The following is a 21,311-nucleotide window of genomic DNA, read 5'->3' as shown; positions in this document are numbered from 1 at the left end:
GGGGAGAGAAATAATTAACTCCTGATTCTTGGGTTTTGAGTTGTGAGTCCTAATTGTGCAATGGGCTTGAATAGCGCTGCACCCAGGAGTCCGAGGGCAACACTAAAGGCAAGAATCACACCGACTGGAAGTTGCACAGATTCTAAAAATAGGAACCTCAGAGAAATCGGTGTAGCGTTTTGGACTGCAAGAATGGCAATCGTACTAATCCAGAAAGCTAGGATAAAACTGGTGACAATGGCAGGGGCATTAGGCATAAATAATAACAATCTATCTTAGGAAAGAACTTATTTTCAATCATATTCAATCATAATCAATAATTAGAGTTGAACATTAACATCATTAGAGTGGGTTGTATCTTGGAAATCCCGACGTCCGCCGCCTCTGTCTGGTTCGTAGGGGCCATTGAGTCCTGTACGGGCGGAAAGTAATTGTGAGGTGCTCAGAACATCTGATAATTTATTAGAAGCAGAACCAGCGGCTAAAGCGTTAGTAGTAAGACCAACGGATAAACAAACTGATAAAACTAAAGATGTATAGGTTTGCATAATAAAGTGTCCCTTTAAGTCTGTCCACTTCCTTATACAAACCGTTAATATTTAGATCGGGATAACTGTCAAAAGTTTTTGTTAAATCCGGCTATAACCCCTCTAAAATTAACCAGTTACCGGAAAAATTTAAACGCCCGAAAACTTTTAGGAAGGAAGGAGTGGGAATATTTTGTAATTGTTCGTTGATTTCTGGGTATAGGGTGACTAATTTCCAGGTTTGACCTGTAAACTGTCCTTGAGTTAGGGTAAAACGATAGTCTTGGTGACTCTGACGCTGGAAAATACCCTCGAAGGCGTGACTATTTTTAGCAGGATAACGAGGGTTTGAGGATGCCGGACAATTACCATCAATGGGATATAATTCGGGATGCTCTAAATAATAATATTGCCAGTGCAACCAATCGGGATGATCGGGTGGTAAATTAAATAAAGGAATTACTGCTTGGGGGGCAATTATATCAGTTAATAGGGCATTTTGTAAGGTTCTCACTGATAATTCTTGGGGTTGTATTCCCTGTTCAATACATAAAGCTGCGGCCATTCCCGCGGCTTGTCCAATGCCTAAAACCACAGGTTGTAAACGGGTTGCACCATTAGCAATATGGGAAACGCAAATATTTTTTTCACAGACTAATAAATTGTCGGTATTAATCGGAATTGAAGCTCGATAGGGAATAGTAAAAGGGGTTCCTGTCCACCGTCCACCCCAACGTAAACTTTTAGGTTGTAGGGTTAATTGAAATTGGGTATAATGATGATCATTAGCGTAATTTCCGATCGCGATCGCTTCACATTCTCCGGCTTCATTTAAAGGTAAGGGAGCAGTATAACCATTTTCAATCGGTAAAATATCTTGTTCTATAATTGTTTTTAATCCTTCAATTCGGCGACTTTCTCGATAGTAAGGATGGAGAGCAAAAGCCGATAAAATATCAGGATTAATATTAAAATTAGGTCGATTTTCTATAGGAAAAGTTCCCGTTGCTAATCCATATCTGCGTCCTAATTTTATTTGAATAAATCGGGCAAAACTCAGGCTATGGTAAAAACTTTCTTGCCAGAATTGCAAACGCTCAGAGTTTGAACCGATTAACCTATCTAAATTTTGATCATAATCATTGCCCTGTATCGGCCAGTTAATCATAAACTTATTGTCGGGTAATCTACCATAATTTAGGAATGATTCTATATCATAATTTTGCCAAGCATTAGTAAATAATTCCGGGGTATTAATGGGGGGAATATCAATTTCTGGTGCTATGTTACCTTCTCCAAAATCCTGCATGATAAAAACCCAGGTTGGAGCTTGAACCCCCCCAAACCCCCCGTGCACGGGGGGCTTAGGGGGGGTAGTTTTCATTAATGTTGATAGCTCAATTGGGGCGCTGGGTTCTTGCCATTGGTCTTTGGGTTCCCATCCCCAACGATAGGGAATTTCTGCGAGTTCTAAAAGGTCGCCTAATTCCGTCCCATCTAATATAATTTTAGCATGAATAGTACAGGAATTAAATCTAACCTCTGTAATTTTATTCCCTTGTTTAATAACTTCTAAAGGTTCTTGTTCAGGTATCCATAATAAATTAGGTTCTGCTTTAACCCAATCGGCAAAAATATTAGCTCCTATTTGGGGATGATAGGTAAAGAAACTCACCCAAGCATTATCTAAACCTTGGGGTTGACGGTGGTTTAATTCGCGTAAAAATGCCCCCCAAATTCCAGTTTGAAATGCTGCTAATTCATTACCATCTGGTGCAACAACGCCCGCAGAAGTTAACATTCCTCCTAACATCGGCCATTGACTAACTAAAATTGTTTTTGCCCCCCGACGGGCGGCTTGCAATGCGGCGGCTGTCCCTCCAGTTCCGCCTCCAACAACTAAAACATCTGCTTGTAACTGATTCATAGCTATTTGTTAACAAAAAAAACAATCCAAAAATTATCGACTAAAATAGAACCCAGTATTGACACTCCCACGGGTGAACCGCGTGGGATTCTCCTGTCTAGCCCCGATTGCTCGGTATTCATGGAGTTGCCCCCTACTGTTTCCAGAATTGCTTCACAGCAATATTAGAGGAGAGTACGAGACTCTGAGGAATGCCAAGTACCTCGTCCCAATTGACGGCACACGACTATTACAGTCTTTGGCTCTGCCAAGATTTTTCGGAGCTTTCTGTAGTCAATAGGGATAATCACAGTGGTTGCCTTTTTCTCGCCATTGACAACTTGTTTTTAAGGAGGTCAGAACATCTGACCAGATAAGCGAGGAACATCCTTGCTATACTCTGATAATAGAGTCTTAAATAGAGTATGTCAAGGGAAAAGAAAATTCAGTTTAATGTTAACGAGAAAGAATATGAACGTCTCAAAAGTCATGCTGAATCAGAAGGATTATCAATGGCTGAAGTTCTTAGGGATTACATTAAAACCCTCACACTACATCCCACGACTGAAGTGCGTGGGCTTTGTGCGAGGTTGTTGTAAGCCCTTCAGGGCTTAATCCGCTAAAAGTAATTACCGACGGCATCTATCTAACTTATGTTTTTTGCATAATCCTTGGGAAGAAGCCCTAAAGGGCTTACTACTTTGGGAAGAAGCCCTGAAGGGCTTACTACTTTTATTTTATTGGGATATAATGGTAAAGATTCTATCTTCAAAATCTAAAATAACTGCTAATTTCTTGGGTTTATGGGGGGTTTGGCTTCCGGTTGCTGTCATTTTGGGACATATTCCCATCGCCCAAGCCCAAGGGCCAGTTCCTCAACCGATAGTTAATATTCCTCCAAGTGATACGAGTTATACCCTAGGCCCAGGAGATTTGCTGCAACTCGATATTTTTAATGTTCCTGAATATAGTGGTAATAATGGTCATCATCAAGTCTCGATTGATGGTTCTGTGAATTTGCCTTTAATTGGTAATATTTCAGTTCAAGGAATGACGGTAGACCAAGTAACGGCAATAATTCAACAGCGCTATGGAGAATATTTACAACGGCCGATTTTAGCTCTTAAATTAATCGCCGCCCGTCCTCTACAAGTGGCGGTGACGGGAGAAGTTCAACGTCCGGGGTCTTATATTGTCTCTCCGTCCGCAGCTACGACCCCGAATAACCCTATGATGGGAACCCCAGAAGTATCGGGTACAGGGGGACGTTTACCCACAATTACAAGGGTATTACAAATGGCTGGAGGAATTACCCCTAGCGCGGATATGCGACAGGTAAAAATTCGGCGCTCAAGTGGAACTGGGGGGGAAAAAATTATCAATTTGGATTTGTGGGAACTCCTACAAACGGGAGATTTACGTCAGGATATTACCCTGCGGGACGGGGATACGATTTATATTCCCACCAATACCGAACATAATGCGGCGGAATCTTCCCAATTAATTACGGCTAATTTTGCTAGTAATAATAATCAACCCATAAATGTTGCTGTGGTTGGTGCGGTAAATCGCCCCGGAACCCATACCCTAACCTTAGAAACGGTTCCCAGAATTCCCTCTGAACCCGGTCAACCCTCTGAAGGTTCAGTGGCGACGACTGGGGGACTGTTTACGGTGACGAAAGCACTGAAAATGGCGGGGGGAATTACTCCGGGCGCGGATATCCGTAATATTCAGGTACGACGTCTGACCCGCACTGGAACCGAACAAAAGATTACTGTAGATTTATGGAAACTGTTACAAGAAGGAGATTTGAGCCAAGATGCGATGTTACAACAGGGCGATACGATTGTAGTTCCAACGGCGACAACGGCCGAAAGTCAACAAAATGCTGAGGTATTGGCTGCTTCTTTTTCTCCCGATACCCTGAAAATTAGTCTGGTGGGTGAGGTGGTGTCTCCAGGGGCGAAAAGTCTCCCTCCCAATACTGCTTTGAATCAAGCTTTGGTGGAAGCGGGGGGATTTAATGAATCCCGGGCGAATAAAAAACAAGTGGAATTAATTCGTATTCATCCGAATGGGACGGTTTCTCGGCGCCAAATTTCGATTAATCTATCGGCGCAAGTGAATGAGGAAACTAACCCAACCCTGAGAAATAATGATGTTATTGTCGTTGGTCGTTCTGGGGGGGCGGCTTTCCGAGAGGGTTTAGGAACTGTGTTAAATTCGTTAAGTCCGATTAACAACTTTTTAGGGCTTTTTCGATTTGTGAATATTTTTTAATAGGAGAGGGAACAGCCTCCCAAACCCCCCGTGCACGGGGGGCTAGGGTGGGAGGGAACAGGAGGACAAGATTTATAAGCTATATTATATCCGGTGTGAAAATGGGATGTCATTCCCGCTTTGGCGAGAATCCAGATTCTAAACTTATGGCGACTGCTATACAAAACTGAAATTGTTGAAATTACCCCAAAAATTAATATGAAAAATAAAAAATTATCTCAACTCTCTGTTGATAAAAATACTAGAAAAACCTTACATCCATCGGGAGAAATTTTATATTATGATCCTGATTTATACCCTGGATATGATGAAGAAAAATCTAATTTTTTTCAGGTTTTATGGAAACGAGCGATTGCTGTTTTAGGGGTGACAACGGCCGTTACTGCTGGAGTTTATCTGTGGACAATTAATCTAACCCCGGAATATAAAGGGTCATTTCAAATTTTAGTTGAAACTAATCCCCAAACTTCCCCCCCCCAACCCTCCGAAAACGAGGGGAGCTTAGACTCGAATTCAGAAAAAAATTCAGACCTCGATTATTATTCCCAACTGGAAATTTTACAAAGTCCCAAATTAATGTCGGGAATTCTCAAAGGGATTCAAACCCGCTATCCTGAAGTTACTTATGATTCTCTATTTAATCAAAAAACTGGACAAACATTTTGGGGAAATGATAACCTGGCGATTAAACCCTTAAAACAAACCCGAATTTTTGAAGTCAGTTATCAAGATTCCGAACCTCAAAAAGTCCAATTTGTTTTAGAAAAAATAGCTGAAGGTTACTTGAAATATAGTCATCCTAAAGATGTAAAAGATCAACAAAAAGAACAGCAATTAAAATTAATTCAGGCGCAAATTGCTACCTTAGAGAAAAAACTACCCCAAATTAAACAAGGAATTGAGAAACTCCAACAACAATATAATTTTATTGACCCGAAACTACAAACTGAATATTTATTCAAACAAAAGAGTGAATTACAAGCTCAAAAATTAGAAGCTCAATCCCAACTTGTTGAACAAGAATCTCAATATCAATATTTACAAAAACAATTGGGATTAAAACCAGAACAAGCGTTACTTGCATCCGCCTTAACTCAATCTCCCCAATATCAAGGGTTACTTCAAGAGTTATTAAAATTAGAAACACAAATAGCGATTGAATCCGCCCGTTTTAAAGGAACAGCACCGCAAATTCAAGCCTTATTGGATCAGCGATCGCAAATACTTCCCTTATTAGAAAAAGAAGCTAAAAATGTATTAGGCTCAAATACCAATCAAGTCGATCCTAATATTATTCGGTTTCAAGATTCGATCCGCATGGGACTAATTCAGCAGTTAATTTTGGCGGCGAATAATATTGAAATGCTGAAGGTGAGAAATCAAGTTTTAGAAAAAGCCACTCAACAATTTAACCAATATTCTCAAGTATTTCCAGGGGTTTTGGGTCGATATAATGATTTACAACAACAGTTAAAAAATACTACAAATCAATTAACAGAACTGAATAATAAATCTCAAGAAATGCAACTCCAAGTTGTTCCTAAAGTCAAGTCGGAACCTTGGGAATTAATTGCCCATCCTCGGATTCCCAGTAATATAAATGGAGAATTAATTACGGTTTCTCCTAATGTTCCTTTAAATCTAGCTCTAGGGGGATTAGCTGGGTTATTTTTAGGGGTAATTACGGCTCAAATCCTAGAACGATTTAACAATGTTTATCGTACAACCCACGAAGTTACCGATAGGATTTCTTTACCATTATTAGGGGTAATTCCAGCTAGTAATGAAGCCTTAATCCTTCCCGGTTCAGTTGCACCAATTATTGATATTTCTGATCTCACCTACCCCGCTTGTAGTCCATTCCAAGAGGCATTCCGAGCTTTAAATACTAATTTACGTCTCTTAAACCCTGAAGGTTCTGTGCGCTCTTGTGTGATTACTTCCGCCACTCCCGCCGATGGAAAATCAACCATTGCTATGAATTTAGCCCAGGGAGCCGCCGCCATGGGTCAACGGGTTTTATTAGTCGATGCTGACCTGCGTTGTCCTCGGATTCATACCCTATTAGAAATCACAAATCAATTGGGATTAACTAATATTTTAACTCAAAAATTAGATTTTAAAACCGTGATTAAACAGGTCACTTCAGAGGCGAATTTATCAGTGTTAACCGCCGGACAATTCTATCCCGACCCGACTCGGTTATTATCCTCAAAACCGATGCAGGAGTTAATGAAACAATTGCAGGAATCCTACGATTTAATTATCTACGATACCGCCCCAATTTTAGGGTTAGCCGATGCCAATTTATTAGCCCCTCATACCGATGGGTTAATGATGGTTGTAGGTTTAGGAAAAACCGACCGAGAAGCCTTTAGTTTAGCCTTGAGAGAAATTAACACCGCCGGGGTTCCCGTATTAGGAATGGTTGCTAACGGGGATAAACAGGAAACCCATTATTATCGGGATTATTAAAAAAGTTGTTGAATTCGGGTTGATTTATTTGAGTGAAATATTGCATGAAATTCGGCTGGTTTGGACTATTTAGTTTATTGGTAGTGGGGGGATTAGCAGGACGGGGGAAAAAGTCCGATGCCATCTTATAATAATTTTTGAGCAAAAGCGATCGCTTCTTCAATCGTTGTGACTTTCCCTTCAATTTGTCCTAACTGAATTTCTAATAAAAGTTCTCCAATTTTAGGACTCGGACGTAAGTTTAATGCTTCCATTAATTCATTCCCAGTTAATAATAATTGCGGATAGGCGACAGGATCATCAGAATTGAGATAACGATTAATTAAAGGGGAAAGACTATCTAAGGAAAATCCAGCCGCCATCGCACTAACAATTAAAGCCGGAAATAATATTCCTAACCCTTGGAATAGAAAATATTGTTCTCTTAAAGATAATGCTCTGGTTTTCAAAAGATTGATTTGCGATTGACCCTTGAGAATTGCTAAAACACTTTTTAATTCTATTTTACTAAACTTCAACTTTAATAATTCCGCTTCAGCTAGAGTTGTATTTTGATTGCATAAACAACTTAATTTTGCTATTCCCAAAAGCGATATTTTTAAAGTTTCCCGTAATCCTTGGGATAATTCCTGGGATAATTGGGGATAAATTTTTCCTAATTTTTTCGCCGATAAATCCATCTGTAATAATTGCTGAAACTGTTGATTTGCGTTATTAAACCAAGGAGAAATTAAGCCCACTTCCCAAGATTGTTGTATTATATTCGTGGCGTTGGGGGTATTTAATAAATAGACTAATTCCGTGCGAATGCGCTCAACTGCAACTTGACTTAACAACGGGGAAAATACTTGAATTGCAGCCTTTGTTTCAGCCTCAATTTCAAATCCTAATTGAGCCGCTTGACGATATCCCCTTAATAATCGTAAGGGATCATCTTGCAAATTGTCAGGAGAAATCATTTTAATTAAACGCCGTTGTAAATCTTCTTGACCCTTGTTAGGATCAATAAAGGTTTTTGTAAAGGGATCAAAAGCGATCGCATTTACAGTAAAATCCCGGCGACGTAAATCCTGTTCTAAACTATTGCCTTCAGCTTGAGCAAAGTCAACCGTTATGTTTTTAAAGACAACCCGGGCAATTTGCCGTTCCGCATCCAATAACACAAAACCAGCGCCATAATATTTAGCTAGGGTTCGTGCTGTTTGAACCGCATCTTGTAACAGGACAAAATCCAAATCCAAATCCGTCACGGTGCGACCGACTAACCCATCTCGCACAGCACCCCCGACTAAATAAGCGGGTTGGGGTAACTGACTCAGTTCAAACGGCCAACGGGCGGGAGAGAAGACATCAGGTAAAGCTTTAGACATAGCAATAAAAATCAACGTTCATAATCCAGCCAGTTTCAGGCTACCTAAGTTAAATTAACATCAAAGGGATGGGCAATTGTTTCCGCCCTGGACAAATACAGAGGAGAAAATTATGTGTATTTGTGTGAATTGTTATTATGTTGATGACTGTACCACCTACCACGCAGTAGAAATCCAGCATCAAGAACGTCATTTGACTGAAAATCCCACCTTTGAACCGACCGAACCCACCATTAACGTCAATATTCGTACCCCTAATAACCAAGATATTGAAATAGAATGGGATGTAGTCGGATGTCTGAGTTTTACAGCAGAAAACGGTAAATGGGCGAAATTAAGACCAGGGGAATTAATTCCGACTTAATCAGTCATCAGTTGTAGGGGCGGGTTCATCAAGATGCGCGGTAATTAACAAAGATCTAAAAGAACCCGCCCGTACCAATTAAGAGTTAACAGTTAACAGTTAATAGCTTTAATCGCGGTATTAATAATGAGTTATTGTTTTAATCCCAATTGTTCTAATCCACAGAATTCTGATGATGGCAAGTTTTGTCAGAATTGTGGATCTAAATTGTTACTTAATTCTGTGTCTGATCAGGGTGAATCTGTCATTTATCGAGGGATAAAATTAATTGGACAGGGGGGATTTGGTCGGACATTTTTAGCGGTTGATCAGAGTCAAACCGGAACCTTCGATTGTGTGATTAAGCAATTTTTCCCCCAAAGTAGAAATACGGAAAAATCTACAGAACTATTTCAACAGGAAGCCGAACGATTACAAACCTTGGGACAGCATCCCCAAATTCCCCAGGGTTTAGGTTATTTTCAACAAGAAGGCTATCAATATTTAGTTCAAGAGTTTATAGAAGGTAAAAATTTAGCTCAGGAGTTGCAAGAAAAAGGAGCCTTTGATCAAGAAAAAATTATGATTATTTTAAAGAATTTATTACCAGTTTTACAGTTTATTCAAGAGCATAAAGTTATTCATAGAGATATTAAACCTGAAAATATTATTCGTCGATTTAATATTAAAAAAACTACTGGAAATCTAGTTTTAGTCGATTTTGGGGCAGCTAAATTAGTCACAGGGGGAATGTTGCCAAAAACTGGAACTGTAATTGGTAGTGCGGCCTATACCGCCCCCGAACAATTAATGGGAAAAGCGGTTTTTGCCAGTGATTTATATAGTTTAGGAGTGACTTGTATTCATTTACTGACAGATGTTCCGCCCTTTGATTTATTTGATAGTGCGGAAGGAAATTGGGTTTGGCGAGATTATTTAAAAACTCCGGTTAGTGATCAATTAGGTTCTATTTTAGATAAAATGTTGCACGGTGCAACCCGTCACCGTTACCATTCGGCGGCAGCAATATTACAACAAATTAATCCCAAACCAGATTATGTGCAGCCGATGCCCGGATTAACAATTAATCCTGAAATTGGGTTTAAACCTTTATTAGAACAGCCGGAATTAATTAACCCTTCTCCTGCGATTCCTGTTGATAAAACCCCTGAAATAGCCGAAATTCCTTCAGCAAAATTTATTGATAAAATCACTCAAATTCAAGAGGCAATTAAAAAGCGTTTAGAACCCGATGGAATTGTTCAAGTACAGGTGAATAAAACCCAGATTAATCAGTTAACAATTGTTTTAAATAGAGATCAATATAAAGAGATTGATTATCAAAAATTAGTCCCTATTATTGGTTATGAATTGACTAATTTTCAACTAAATAATATTGAGAAAGTTAAACTTTTGGGACGAGTCAATAATCGTGGTATTCCTGAATGGGAATTTTGGTTAAAAGTAGACAAAAAAACTAAGTTTCAGAATAAAGTTATTAGATTTAAAAATAATATTGCACTGTTTAAATATAAATTATCCCAACTCAAATCTCCCTTATTTTGGATTGACCAAATTCAAAGGCGAGAATTTTGGATGGATGCCTTAATGATGGCAATGATTGTTTTTATTTTTACCGATAAAATTATTATCTTAAAACCTATCATTTCGTTATTAATTGCGGCAGGATTTTGGGGGGTTAAATATCAGGTTAATCGTACCCATCCCCTGAATCTCAATCAACTATTTATTACGATCACTACTTTGTTTTTAGTATTTGGCTGGTTAGACTTAAGAATTTGGGTGCACGGATCTTTTGGTATAATCTTAGCGGGCTTATTTATGTCCATGCCTATTTTCTTTTCCCGTCATTCCTCTTAACCTAAGTTTAAACAACGTGCCATCTATTTCCGCCCAAACCTGTTACGGTTTAGCCATCCATACCAGTAGTCCTGATTTGGGATTAGCCATCAGTAATTTTCAGGACGTTAAACGCTGTCAATCCTGGGCGTTAGGACGGGATTTATCTACCCAACTACACCAGTATTTGTTAGAGTTTATTCAGCCTCAAACTTGGTTAGATTTGGGATGGATTGCGGTGGCTAAAGGGCCAGGAAGTTTTACCGGAACTCGGATTGGGGTAGTTACGGCCCGCACCTTAGCCCAACAGTTGAATATTCCTATTTTTGCGATTTCTAGTTTAGCAGCGATCGCTCAAAAAGAACAGCTTAACTTGATACAAAATCAAGATAAACATTCAGTCATTGCCTTAGAAATGCGGGCGCAAAGAGGTCAACTTTTTGTAGCAATTTATGGTAAAAATAGAGCAACCGATTTTGGTTTAGTTCCCCTATTAACCGATCAGGTTATGTCCCCTAAACAGTGGGAACAAACCTTAGCCTCTTATGACAATTCCTATCATCGGGTGCAGATAGAATCAGGGTTAGGAGAAACTGCAATCCAATTACTAGAATTAGGGTATTTAGATTGGAAATCAGGAAAACAACCCCATTGGTCAGAAGCTCTACCCTATTACGGACAACATCCCGTAGACCTCTAAAAAAAATTCTGGAAAAATGTCATGTTGAGCATAATTGATTCCTCTGAGTATTTGACTGATTTATTCCGTAACTTAGCCATAAACAATCTCCTAATTCAAGCTCCATCTGCTCCAGAAGTGACAACCCAAATCAATATATTACAGGCATTTTTCTTGGGATTAATTCAAGGATTAACGGAATTTTTACCGATTAGCAGTACCGCCCATTTAAAAGTAATTCCCGTGATCTTAGGTTGGGGAGATCCGGGTATTGAATTTACGGCGATTATTCAGTTAGGCAGTATTGCGGCGGTGGTTTGGTTTTTTTGGCAAGATTTAACTCAAGTTGTTACAGGCTCATGGCAGGCGATTCAAAAAAAAGATTATGATTCCGTAGACTTTCGTTTAGCTTTGGGCATTGGTTTGGGTACGATTCCAATTGTGTTTTTTGGGCTTTTAATTAAAATCTTTATTCCCGATTATGATAACTCTCCATTGCGGAGTTTGGAAGTGATTGCGATCGCTTCTATTGTGATGGCATTTTTATTAGGATTAGCGGAAAAAATAGGAACCAGAAAGCGCGATTTTGAACATCTAACACCGCGAGATGGAATATTAATGGGATTAGCGCAAACCTTAGCTTTAATTCCAGGGGTATCTCGTTCAGGTTCTACCATTACCGCCGGATTATTCCTAGGTTTGGAACGGGCAACCGCCGCCCGATTTTCCTTTTTATTAGGAATTCCAGCCATTACCTTAGCGGGAATTGTGGAATTAAAATCGGTGTTTGTTGATGGCATTGGAAATATAGAAATCTTGCCTCTGTTGGTGGGTTTAATTTCCGCCACGATTTTTTCCTATCTATCAATTGCTTGGTTAATTCGATATTTACAAAGCAAAAGCACCTGGATTTTTGTTTGGTATCGTCTCGCCTTTGGAGTTGCTATTCTAACGGCGGTATTAGGAGGTGCATTAAAAAATATTTAGAATCACAATTCCGTAGAGACGTGCCACGGCGCGTCTTTCTGTTCGTAATTCGTAATTCGTAATTCGTAATTCGTAATTCGTAATTCCCTATGATTAATCCCGCTAAAATTACAACAGTATTACCCGATTCCATCGCCGCAGAAATTGGCTTTGAAGCCGGAGATGCAATTATTTCTATCAACGGACAACAACCCCGTGATTTAATTGATTATCAATTTTTGTGTGCCGATGAATTTTTAGAATTAGAAGTATTAGATACCCAAGGAAAAACCCATAAAATCGAAATAGAAAAAGACTATGATCAGAATTTAGGATTAGAATTTCAATCCGCTTTATTTGATAGATTAATTCAATGTAATAATCGTTGTCCCTTTTGTTTTATCGATCAACAACCCCCAGGAAAACGGGAAACCCTCTATCTCAAAGATGACGATTATCGCCTAAGTTTTCTTTATGGTTCCTATTTAACCTTAACTAATTTATCGCCAAAAGAATGGGATAGAATTGCTCAAATGCGCCTTTCTCCCCTGTACGTTTCCGTTCATGCCACCGAACCAGAGATCAGAATTAAGTTATTAAAAAATAACCGGGCAGGACAGATTTTAGATCAACTCAAATGGTTTAAAAAAAATCGCTTACAAATTCATGCTCAAGTCGTCGTTTGCCCCGGAATTAATGATGGAAAACACCTCGAAAAAACGATTTTAGATTTAGCCCAATTTCATCGCGGAAGAATCCCCACCGTTGCCTCCGTTGCCGTGGTTCCGGTGGGGTTAACTCGCTTTCGTCCAAATCAAGATGAATTAATTCCCGTCACCCCAGAAAAAGCCCAAGAAATTATTACCCAAGTTCAGAATTTACAACAAAAATTTCAACAGGAATTAGGGTCAACCTGTGTTTGGATTGCCGATGAACTCTTTTTAATTGCCGGGGCAGAATTACCCCCCGAATCCCATTATCAAGATTATCCTCAAATTGGTAATGGTGTGGGTTCGATTCGCAAATTTATCAAAGAATTTGAACAAACGGTAAAAGACTATCCAATTCAATCTTGTTCTACCCCCCGTCAATTTACTTGGGTGGTGGGAAATGCGGTGGAAAAAGCCTTTCAACCTCTGGTAAAATCCTTAAATGAAATTTCAGGACTAACGGTAAATTTAGTTGCCTTAGCTAGTCAATATTGGGGTCAAGAAATCACCGTAACTGGTCTATTAACCGGACAGGATTTACGACAAAAATTAACCGGAAAAATATTAGGAGATGGAATTTTATTACCCTCAGTGATGCTCAAACAGGGAGAAGCCATATTTCTCGATGATATGACCGTGGCAGAACTCGCTGAACAACTGCAAATTCCCATTTTTCCCGTCAGTAATGTTCAGGAATTGCTCTCAACGGCCATGGGGGATTAACCGATAGAAACGAAAATTAATCCGTTTGACCCTAGACCAGTTTAAACAAAAAGAATTGGGTTGAAATTTTCTTCTTGTCTCCTGGTATTGCTAAACTGGGAGAAATCAATATTTTAATCGCGGAGGATTCTATTTGTGAACTGGCGAGTTCGAGCAATTCGTGGCGCAACGACGGTTTCAGAAAATTCAGTTACCGCCATTCGAGAAGCGGTCATAGAATTATTAGACGAATTGGAAACCCGCAACCAACTTGATCCTAATGAAATTATTAGTATGACGTTTTCTGTTACTAAAGATTTAGATGTAATTTTTCCCGCTGCCATTGCCAGGGAACGTCCTCTTTGGCACAATGTTCCTTTATTAGATGTTCAACAAATGCACGTCGCAGGCAGTTTAGAAAAATGTATTCGCTTCTTAGTTCATGTTAACTTATCCAGCGATAAAACCCAAGTTTATCACCCCTATTTAAGAGGTGCAGAAAACCTCCGTCCCGACTGGAATTTAAGCCCAATTCATTCTTCTTAAATAGGCCATAGGGAATAGGCAATGGGAAATGGTAAAGTGTTTTATCCCTTATTTTCTATTCCCTATCCCTTCTTAAAGCTAATATTAATAGCATGACAATGATACTGGGAAAAGAATCATCAATTTATTCTTTTTCAGTAGCTAAGGTAACTGGATCGGATTTGCGATCGCGCCACCAAGCTAACATGGTACTAGCAATAAAAATACTAGAATAAGCTCCAGCAATAAATCCCACTAATAAGGCTAAAGCAAAATATTTCAGGGTATCACCACCAAACAAGAAAATACAAGTTAAGGGCAATAGAGTGGTTAAAGTGGTATTAATAGACCGGGTTAAAGTTTGGTCTACGGCATCATCAACCACTTGATTAATATGCAGATCAGGATTTCGGGCAATCACTTCCCGAACCCGGTCATAAATCACCACCGTATCGTTAACAGAAAATCCCACAATTGTCAAGAGAGAAACCAGAAATAAACTATCAACTTCTACCCCTAAAACTAAGCCTAAAATTGAAAAAATTCCCACGGTAATCAGAACATCATGGAATAAAGCAACAAAGGCAAAAAAGGCATAATCAAACTTAAACCGAAAGGTTAAATAAACCGTGATTCCGGCAAAAGCTAATAATAAGGCGGTTAATCCCGATATAAAAATTTGACGACCCACGGTGGGGCCAACGGTATCAATTTGAATTCCTTTCGGGTCAAATGCTCCAATTTTTTGACTTAAAGCCGATTGTAAATTGCTTCTTTCATCAACGTTTAAAGTTTTCGTGCGAATTGAAACAATTTGTTTATCTTTTTTACCCGAATCTTTATCTAACAGTTGAATCGAACTATTTGCTAAACCTTGAGTTGCTAAAACTTCCCGAACTTGAGCAATATCAATCGGGCCGTCACAATTATTTGGAACCGAACAATCTAGTTCTAATTGTAGACGAGTTCCACCCACAAAATCCAAAGCCGGACGTAACGGAGCGCCAATATCTGGCCGACTCCAAGAAATCCCCATGGCGATAATTCCCGCTAGAATAATCGCACTGGAAATCGCCCACCATAAGTTGCGTTGTTTAATAACACTAAAAGCCATAAATCAGTTATCAGTTATCAGTTATCAGTTTAAGAGTAATCAGTAATCAGTTGTAGGGGCGAGGTTTTCTCGCCCGTCAGAGTAATCTAATAACTGATTACTGATAAATTCTTTTTCAAATTTGGACAAAACAATTCGGGTTTTCTTAACTCTGGGAAATCAATAGCTATAAATAGGAAACTACGACTACAAGTAATAGCAGTAAACATACTCACCACCACCCCTAATCCCAAGGTTAAAGCAAAACCTTTGACTAACCCGGTTCCGAACCAAAACAGGGCAACACAAGCAATAACTGTTGTCACGTTACCATCTAAAATACTACCAAATGCCCGATAAAAACCCGATTCCACAGAACGATATAAGGTTTTTCCCGCCCTCAATTCCTCACGGGTGCGTTCAAAGATTAAAACATTAGCATCCACCGCCATCCCAATACTTAGAATAAATCCCGCAATTCCTGGTAAGGTCAAAGTTACACCCAATAAATTAAATAGGGCTAAACTTAATAAGGCGTAAATAATTAAAGAAAAATCCGCAATTAATCCGGGTAAGCGATAATAAACAATCATGAAAATCAGGACTAGAATTAAACCCGTCACCCCAGCATAAATACTGCGTTGAATACTATCCCGTCCCAGGGTAGCCCCAACGGTGCGGTTTTCGACAATTTCCACCGGAACAGGTAAAGCTCCCCCGCGCAATTGTACGGCCAAAGAACTAGCTTCTTCGGCGCTAAATCTGCCCGTAATTACCGCCCGACCCCCGACAATTCCCGTATCCGCAAAATCCACCGGAACCGACGGAGAACTTAATAAACTATTATCCAGAAAAATCCCAATAGTTCGACCAGTTCCCGCTAAATTTTTAGTCAGTTCAGCGAACTTGTCCCCCCCTTCAGAACTAAAAACTAAACCAATATTCCAGTTCCCTCCTCCTTGTACGGGTTCAGGATAGGCGTCTTTTAAATCTTGACCCCTCAAAAGAGGACTATTATAGAGTTGAGAAATCGCATCATTACTTCTATTTAAAGATTCTATGGCAGCGGCTAAATCTTTAGAATTTCCCTGTTTTTTAGCAGCTTCAATTTGTTGTTTAATTTCCTGTTGGACTTGAAATTCCACAGCTAACTGTTGTTCAGTTCCCGATTTTTGTTCCCGGAAATCTAACTGCGCCGTTCCTCCTAAGACTCGTTCGGCTTCCCCTGGGTCATTCACCCCAGGTAACTGCACGATAATCTGATTCTCTCCCACCGTTTGTACCACAGATTCCGATACCCCCAGTTCATTCACCCGATTTTCAATCACACTTTGAACCGAGGTCAAAACCCGTTCATCAATCACAGGAACCGCTTCCGAAGGTTTTAATTGAACAGTAAGCTGGGAACCTCCCCGTAAATCTAAACCCAATCGAAAGGGAACATTAGTTAACACAATAATAGAGCCGATCACCATCACCAAAATCAGAATTAAAGCCGAACGTTGTTTTCGCATTTTTATCAATAATTAGTAATCAATCGTAGGGGCGAGGTCTCCTCGCCCGTAACAGTAATCATTGAACAGTGAACAGTTGAGTAACTCTTAACTTTTAACTCTTGCACTGATCACTGATTACTGATAACTGATAATTGATTTAACTCCCTCAACAATTTGTTCCGGTTGCACAATAGTCAGTCGTTCTAAAGCACCGTTATAAGGTGTAGGAATATCTTGAGACGCCAATCTTAATACAGGTGCATCCAATTCATCAAATAGACGATCATTAATTGAAGCCGTAATTTCCGCCCCCAGTCCCCCGGTTTTCATACATTCTTCCACGATAACTACCCGATGGGTTTTGCGAATAGATTCCCCAATCGTGTCAAAATCGAGAGGTTTAAGAGAAATTAAATCAATCACTTCTGGATCATAACCCTGTTTGACCAGAGTAGGAACCGCTTGCATGACATGATGGCGCATCCGAGAATAGGTCAGAATTGTTACATCTTTCCCCCGTCTGACTATTTCCGCCTTATCAATAGGAACAATATATTCCTCGTCGGGGATTTCTTCCTTGAGGTTGTATAACAGAACGTGCTCAAAAAATAGCACCGGGTTATCATCTCTAATCGCCGCTTTCATTAATCCCTTAGCATTATAGGGAGTCGAACAGGCGACCATTTTTAAGCCGGGAACAGACTGGAAATAGGATTCTAAGCGTTGGGAGTGTTCCGCCCCCAGTTGACGGCCCACACCTCCAGGGCCACGAATCACCAGGGGCATTTTAAAATTTCCCCCGGAAGTATAGCGCAGCATTCCGCCGTTGTTAGCAATTTGGTTGAAGGCGAGTAACAAAAATCCCATATTCATGCCTTCAATAATCGGCCGCAACCCAGTCATTGCAGCACCAACAGCCATTCCTGTAAAACTATTTTCGGCAATCGGAGTATCTAAAACCCGCAAATCCCCGTATTTTTCATAAAGATCCTTAGTAACTTTATAGGAACCGCCATATTGACCCACATCTTCCCCCAACACGAACACTCTGGGGTCACGAGCCATTTCTTCATCGGTTGCTTGTTTCAGGGCGTTAAAAAGTAGGGTTGGTGCCATTGCAATTGTTGATAAGCGAGCGTGGATCACAGCTAATCTTAGCAAAAGATTGAGTTCAAAGCCCCCTTATTCCAAATTATGCTTTTTAGGTCTGAGTCCCACTAGGATTTTGGAACTTTCCTCGGAACTACCTATCCCAGTCATGATTATTGATTCTCAATATGGGCGATCGCACCACCAACTCCCCTTAAAAAAGCGATCGCACCTTAAACGCCTCTACACATCAAAAAGCTAAAATATTCTAATTTAACTGCCAGATTTTAATAGTTTGATCATTACTTGCACTTGCTAAAACTTGACCATCAGGACTAAAAGCCACACAATTAACATAACCTGTATGTTCATTTAAACTATATAATATTTCTCCTGTTTGTACATCCCAAATTTTAACGGTATTGTCATTACTTCCACTAGCTAATAATTGACCATCGGGACTAAAAGCAATAGAATTAATCGCGTCTTGATGTCCTGATAAGGTTTTTATTAATTGACCATTTTTAGGATTCCAAAGTTTAATTAAATTATCCCATCCTCCACTTGCTAAAATACTTTCTTGTGGGTTAAATGAGATACTTTTATTTATAGCAATTCCAACCTTATAAGAGTTTTTCATCCCAAAATAAGCATCTTTCAATAAGCCTAAATTCCATGTAGAATCTTTTATTGTTATAATTAAATTTCCTGTTTTCATATCCCATAAATTAATAAGTCCATCACCACCTGAACTAGCCAAAATTTGACTATTAGGGCTAAATGATAAACATGAATTTTCAAGAAAATAATGACATCCTAAATAATATACTTTTTCTTCTGATTGAATATTCCATATTACAATGTGTTTACCATCGTATGATAAATTATCTTGATCCCGAACAAATGTACCTGAAATAACAGTAACAATTAATTTGCCATCAGGACTAATTACAAGAGAATCATCTAAATAACCATAATGACCTAATGTTAAAGTTTTTATTTGATTACCTGTATCTGTTTCCAAAATATTAATTTTGTGGCCAAACGATCCATCTATTGTAGCAATCATTTTTCCATTAGGATGTAGAGCAAAATAATGTCCTCCTTTATAAGTAGTAATTAAATTACCTGTTCTCCAATTCCATAGATCAATTCCCGTATGATAAGAAATTGCTAAACTTTGACCGTCAGGATGAAATTCAATCTTATAAGGTGTTTTTTGATATGAATTACTGTTTTTTTTGTCTAAATTAATATCAAGAGTTTGACTAGATTTTAAATAAGGATAAACACCAAAAATATTCAATAACTTGTTAACAATATTTGGCTTAGGTTTATTTACAACACCCACAACCACAGTTTTAACAGGTTGTAAAATCTCTAAAACCTCATCAACAGACTGATATCTCTTACTAACATCAATCTTTAACATCTTATCTAAAATTTGACTTAGATTATTACTAACTTGTATCCCTTTTTGACTTAAAATATCTTGCCATAACCAACATTTTTTCATTGGATTATATAATTGATGAGGAGGTATTCCTGTTAATAAATGAATACAAGTAGCACCTAAAGCATATAAATCACTGGCAAAATAAGCCTCACCATAGAGTAATTGTTCTTGTGGTGCATAACCCATTGTACCGCCAATTGTACCCACAGCCATGACAGTTTGACTTAAATCTTTTGATAAACCAAAATCAATTAATACTAATAAACCATCTTTTCTCCTCATTATATTTTCTGGCTTAATATCTCGGTGAATTACCCCTTTTTTATGAATAAATTTTAAGACAGGTAAAATATCATGTAAAAATTCATTAATTTCCCATTCAGAAAAACTACCTTTTTGATTTAATTCTTGTAACAAATTTTCACCATCAATAAATTCTTGAACTAAATATAAAAAACCTTCCTGTTGTAAATGTGCTAGTAAACGAGGAATTTGTGGAGATTCATCCCCTAATTGATCTAAAACCGTTGCTTCACGGTTAAATAATTCAGTCGCTTTTTGTAAATTATTAGGATCATTTGCTATATTAGGATGAGGACAAAATTGTTTAATTACACAACGTTTTTTAGTAGGAGTTTTTTCATCTATTGCTAAATAATTTCTCCCTTGTCCTCCACTACCTAAAAAAGAAATTGGAAGATAACGATTATCCAGTAAAATAGTTTTCTGACAAGATAAACAAACAATTGTTCCATCAGGATTCTGGGGATTTCTACAAAAAGGATTTAAACAGTAGTTCATAGTAAAATTAATCCATTAATATTTGAAAATTAGCTCTAATAAAATTCTTGTCTAAAATTATAGTAATGTAATTTATTTTTGGTTGATGTTTAGCAAGACAAGCATCCAAAAATACCTTATAAGTAGGTGGGCATAAATAACGTCAACAAAACAAAAAGTAAAACCCTTATCCTGAAAGACTTACAGCCTTTATTGTTTTAACTTTAATTATGACCACCTACTTAATAAGCGATCGGACCTAAATTTCCCCACAAAAGCGATCGCACTACCATCCCCCCTACATTCTCAAACAAGCGATCGCACCTCAATTTCCCCCTAACGGTGCCCATCACCCGCCGCAGATCACTTCTCGAACCTCACCGATCACCTCTCAACGGTCGGGTGCATGAGCGTTGTTAGACCGTGCACCAACGGAGTGACTAGAAACTACAGTCTTTTCAGCAACTCATCGTACTCATCGTGCGCCCCAATCCAGAACCAATAAATGTGGTCGTCTACCTCCAGCAACCCTAGAACTCGATAGTCGATGCTGACACGAGCAGAATAAATCGGTTGGCGTTGACTTACCCGCTTGAACTGCAAACTGTTGTGGTACGGATCTTCGCACCAAAGTTCATAAGCTTTATCAGCCTGCTCTTGCACTGATGCGGGAAGTCGATCGAGGCATTTACGAAACGCTTTTGTGGCACTCGATTTCATGACTTGACCGGAAAGACTTCATCCAATGAAACGGTGTCACCGTCTGAGATTTCCTGCCGAACCATGTCAGCCAATCGATCCCACTGCTCGTCTGTGGTTGATTCAAACTGCTTTGTCCATTTCTGTTCATCTTTCAGTTCAGCCATAAGACGCAATGCGATCGCATCTTGCTGGTCGGCAGGAAGTTCTTGGATTTCTGCAATGACTTGCTTGAGTAGTTCAGTCATGATTCCAGGCAATAGAGATATCACCCTATTCTATCTGATTTAGCATTGAGTAGGTGAGCCATAAAGACCCCCCAATAATAATACTAACCAAAAATACCTTATAA

Annotated in this window: 19 protein-coding genes; 9 read left to right on the top strand and 10 right to left on the bottom strand. The window is 39.0% G+C overall.

Annotated elements, in window-relative coordinates:
- Positions 1–14 precede the first annotated feature (14 nt).
- The 3 genes from NMG86_RS13705 to NMG86_RS13695 all read right to left on the bottom strand — a co-directional run bounded on the left by NMG86_RS13705 (position 15) and on the right by NMG86_RS13695 (position 2,454).
- On the bottom strand, positions 15–257 hold the full coding sequence (locus NMG86_RS13705) for a lipopolysaccharide assembly protein LapA domain-containing protein (RefSeq protein WP_026794148.1): 243 nt from the start codon (positions 255–257) through the stop codon (positions 15–17).
- 63 nt (positions 258–320) lie between these two features.
- Positions 321–548, bottom strand: coding sequence for a heterocyst-inhibiting protein PatX (patX, locus tag NMG86_RS13700; protein WP_026797864.1), 228 nt, complete (start codon positions 546–548; stop codon positions 321–323).
- Between the two features lie 91 nt (positions 549–639).
- Positions 640–2,454 carry an FAD-dependent oxidoreductase gene (locus NMG86_RS13695; protein WP_026786496.1) on the bottom strand — a complete coding sequence of 605 codons (1,815 nt, stop codon included), beginning with the start codon at positions 2,452–2,454 and terminating at the stop codon, positions 640–642.
- A 404-nt stretch (positions 2,455–2,858) separates the two neighbouring features.
- Between NMG86_RS13695 and NMG86_RS13690 the strand changes: the two genes are divergently transcribed.
- The 3 genes from NMG86_RS13690 to NMG86_RS13680 all read left to right on the top strand — a co-directional run bounded on the left by NMG86_RS13690 (position 2,859) and on the right by NMG86_RS13680 (position 7,191).
- Positions 2,859–3,032, top strand: a complete 174-nt coding sequence (locus NMG86_RS13690; protein ID WP_144018150.1) for a ribbon-helix-helix protein, CopG family — start codon at positions 2,859–2,861, stop codon at positions 3,030–3,032.
- A gap of 61 nt (positions 3,033–3,093) precedes the next feature.
- Complete coding sequence (locus tag NMG86_RS13685) at positions 3,094–4,716, top strand: SLBB domain-containing protein (protein WP_052338724.1); 1,623 nt, start codon at positions 3,094–3,096, stop codon at positions 4,714–4,716.
- 198 nt (positions 4,717–4,914) lie between these two features.
- Entirely contained in the window at positions 4,915–7,191 is a 2,277-nt protein-coding gene (locus NMG86_RS13680; RefSeq protein ID WP_026797863.1) for a GumC family protein, read from the top strand.
- 125 nt (positions 7,192–7,316) lie between these two features.
- Here NMG86_RS13680 and NMG86_RS13675 read toward each other — a convergent pair whose 3' ends face one another.
- Entirely contained in the window at positions 7,317–8,561 is a 1,245-nt protein-coding gene (locus NMG86_RS13675) for a tRNA nucleotidyltransferase/poly(A) polymerase-related protein (RefSeq protein ID WP_026797862.1), read from the bottom strand.
- Between the two features lie 112 nt (positions 8,562–8,673).
- Between NMG86_RS13675 and NMG86_RS13670 the strand changes: the two genes are divergently transcribed.
- The 6 genes from NMG86_RS13670 to aroH all read left to right on the top strand — a co-directional run bounded on the left by NMG86_RS13670 (position 8,674) and on the right by aroH (position 14,367).
- Complete coding sequence (locus tag NMG86_RS13670; RefSeq protein ID WP_026786500.1) at positions 8,674–8,925, top strand: Ycf34 family protein; 252 nt, start codon at positions 8,674–8,676, stop codon at positions 8,923–8,925.
- Positions 8,926–9,051: 126 nt separating this feature from the next.
- The gene (locus NMG86_RS13665) at positions 9,052–10,785 is read left to right on the top strand and encodes a serine/threonine-protein kinase (RefSeq protein ID WP_026786501.1); all 1,734 of its coding nucleotides are present in this window, start codon (positions 9,052–9,054) and stop codon (positions 10,783–10,785) included.
- Positions 10,786–10,801: 16 nt separating this feature from the next.
- A complete protein-coding gene (gene tsaB / locus NMG86_RS13660) occupies positions 10,802–11,464 on the top strand; it encodes a tRNA (adenosine(37)-N6)-threonylcarbamoyltransferase complex dimerization subunit type 1 TsaB (RefSeq protein ID WP_026786502.1) in 663 nt (220 codons plus the stop codon).
- 21 nt (positions 11,465–11,485) lie between these two features.
- A complete protein-coding gene (locus tag NMG86_RS13655) occupies positions 11,486–12,430 on the top strand; it encodes an undecaprenyl-diphosphate phosphatase (RefSeq protein ID WP_043936998.1) in 945 nt (314 codons plus the stop codon).
- A gap of 89 nt (positions 12,431–12,519) precedes the next feature.
- Complete coding sequence (locus NMG86_RS13650) at positions 12,520–13,842, top strand: TIGR03279 family radical SAM protein (protein ID WP_026786504.1); 1,323 nt, start codon at positions 12,520–12,522, stop codon at positions 13,840–13,842.
- Positions 13,843–13,977: 135 nt separating this feature from the next.
- Entirely contained in the window at positions 13,978–14,367 is a 390-nt protein-coding gene (gene aroH / locus NMG86_RS13645; RefSeq protein WP_026786505.1) for a chorismate mutase, read from the top strand.
- Positions 14,368–14,491: 124 nt separating this feature from the next.
- Here the strand turns inward: aroH and secF are convergent, their stop codons facing one another.
- From secF to NMG86_RS13615, 6 genes are all read right to left on the bottom strand, one after another.
- A complete protein-coding gene (gene secF, locus NMG86_RS13640) occupies positions 14,492–15,460 on the bottom strand; it encodes a protein translocase subunit SecF (protein ID WP_026797861.1) in 969 nt (322 codons plus the stop codon).
- Between the two features lie 86 nt (positions 15,461–15,546).
- A complete protein-coding gene (gene secD / locus NMG86_RS13635; protein WP_026797860.1) occupies positions 15,547–16,953 on the bottom strand; it encodes a protein translocase subunit SecD in 1,407 nt (468 codons plus the stop codon).
- Between the two features lie 117 nt (positions 16,954–17,070).
- Positions 17,071–18,051 carry an alpha-ketoacid dehydrogenase subunit beta gene (locus NMG86_RS13630; RefSeq protein ID WP_026797859.1) on the bottom strand — a complete coding sequence of 327 codons (981 nt, stop codon included), beginning with the start codon at positions 18,049–18,051 and terminating at the stop codon, positions 17,071–17,073.
- A 241-nt stretch (positions 18,052–18,292) separates the two neighbouring features.
- Positions 18,293–20,281 (bottom strand): serine/threonine-protein kinase, encoded by a 1,989-nt coding sequence (locus NMG86_RS13625; protein ID WP_026797858.1) that lies wholly within the window; start codon positions 20,279–20,281, stop codon positions 18,293–18,295.
- Positions 20,282–20,707: 426 nt separating this feature from the next.
- Complete coding sequence (locus tag NMG86_RS13620) at positions 20,708–20,980, bottom strand: type II toxin-antitoxin system RelE family toxin (protein ID WP_026797857.1); 273 nt, start codon at positions 20,978–20,980, stop codon at positions 20,708–20,710.
- Positions 20,977–21,207, bottom strand: a complete 231-nt coding sequence (locus tag NMG86_RS13615) for a hypothetical protein (protein ID WP_026797856.1) — start codon at positions 21,205–21,207, stop codon at positions 20,977–20,979. Before NMG86_RS13615 ends, NMG86_RS13620 begins: the two co-directional genes overlap by 4 nt.
- Between the last annotated feature and the right edge of the window lie 104 nt (positions 21,208–21,311).

Origin of the sequence: Planktothrix rubescens CCAP 1459/22 (assembly GCA_904830895.1) — a bacterium.
Classification (GTDB): domain Bacteria; phylum Cyanobacteriota; class Cyanobacteriia; order Cyanobacteriales; family Microcoleaceae; genus Planktothrix; species Planktothrix agardhii.
The sequence above is the reverse complement of the archived record's forward strand: the minus strand, read 5'-3'. Positions and strand labels throughout refer to the sequence as shown.

Excerpts from the sequence above, each read along its gene's own strand:
- NMG86_RS13705 (WP_026794148.1), bottom strand. The coding sequence starts at position 257 with ATGCCTAATGCCCCTGCCATTGTCACCAGTTTTATCCTAGCTTTCTGG.
- patX (WP_026797864.1), bottom strand. The coding sequence starts at position 548 with ATGCAAACCTATACATCTTTAGTTTTATCAGTTTGTTTATCCGTTGGT.
- NMG86_RS13695 (WP_026786496.1), bottom strand. The coding sequence starts at position 2,454 with ATGAATCAGTTACAAGCAGATGTTTTAGTTGTTGGAGGCGGAACTGGA.
- NMG86_RS13690 (WP_144018150.1), top strand. The coding sequence starts at position 2,859 with ATGTCAAGGGAAAAGAAAATTCAGTTTAATGTTAACGAGAAAGAATAT.
- NMG86_RS13680 (WP_026797863.1), top strand. The coding sequence starts at position 4,915 with ATGAAAAATAAAAAATTATCTCAACTCTCTGTTGATAAAAATACTAGA.
- NMG86_RS13675 (WP_026797862.1), bottom strand. The coding sequence starts at position 8,561 with ATGTCTAAAGCTTTACCTGATGTCTTCTCTCCCGCCCGTTGGCCGTTT.
- NMG86_RS13670 (WP_026786500.1), top strand. The coding sequence starts at position 8,674 with ATGTGTATTTGTGTGAATTGTTATTATGTTGATGACTGTACCACCTAC.
- NMG86_RS13665 (WP_026786501.1), top strand. The coding sequence starts at position 9,052 with ATGAGTTATTGTTTTAATCCCAATTGTTCTAATCCACAGAATTCTGAT.
- NMG86_RS13655 (WP_043936998.1), top strand. The coding sequence starts at position 11,486 with ATGTTGAGCATAATTGATTCCTCTGAGTATTTGACTGATTTATTCCGT.
- NMG86_RS13650 (WP_026786504.1), top strand. The coding sequence starts at position 12,520 with ATGATTAATCCCGCTAAAATTACAACAGTATTACCCGATTCCATCGCC.
- secF (WP_026797861.1), bottom strand. The coding sequence starts at position 15,460 with ATGGCTTTTAGTGTTATTAAACAACGCAACTTATGGTGGGCGATTTCC.
- secD (WP_026797860.1), bottom strand. The coding sequence starts at position 16,953 with ATGCGAAAACAACGTTCGGCTTTAATTCTGATTTTGGTGATGGTGATC.
- NMG86_RS13630 (WP_026797859.1), bottom strand. The coding sequence starts at position 18,051 with ATGGCACCAACCCTACTTTTTAACGCCCTGAAACAAGCAACCGATGAA.
- NMG86_RS13625 (WP_026797858.1), bottom strand. The coding sequence starts at position 20,281 with ATGAACTACTGTTTAAATCCTTTTTGTAGAAATCCCCAGAATCCTGAT.
- NMG86_RS13620 (WP_026797857.1), bottom strand. The coding sequence starts at position 20,980 with ATGAAATCGAGTGCCACAAAAGCGTTTCGTAAATGCCTCGATCGACTT.
- NMG86_RS13615 (WP_026797856.1), bottom strand. The coding sequence starts at position 21,207 with ATGACTGAACTACTCAAGCAAGTCATTGCAGAAATCCAAGAACTTCCT.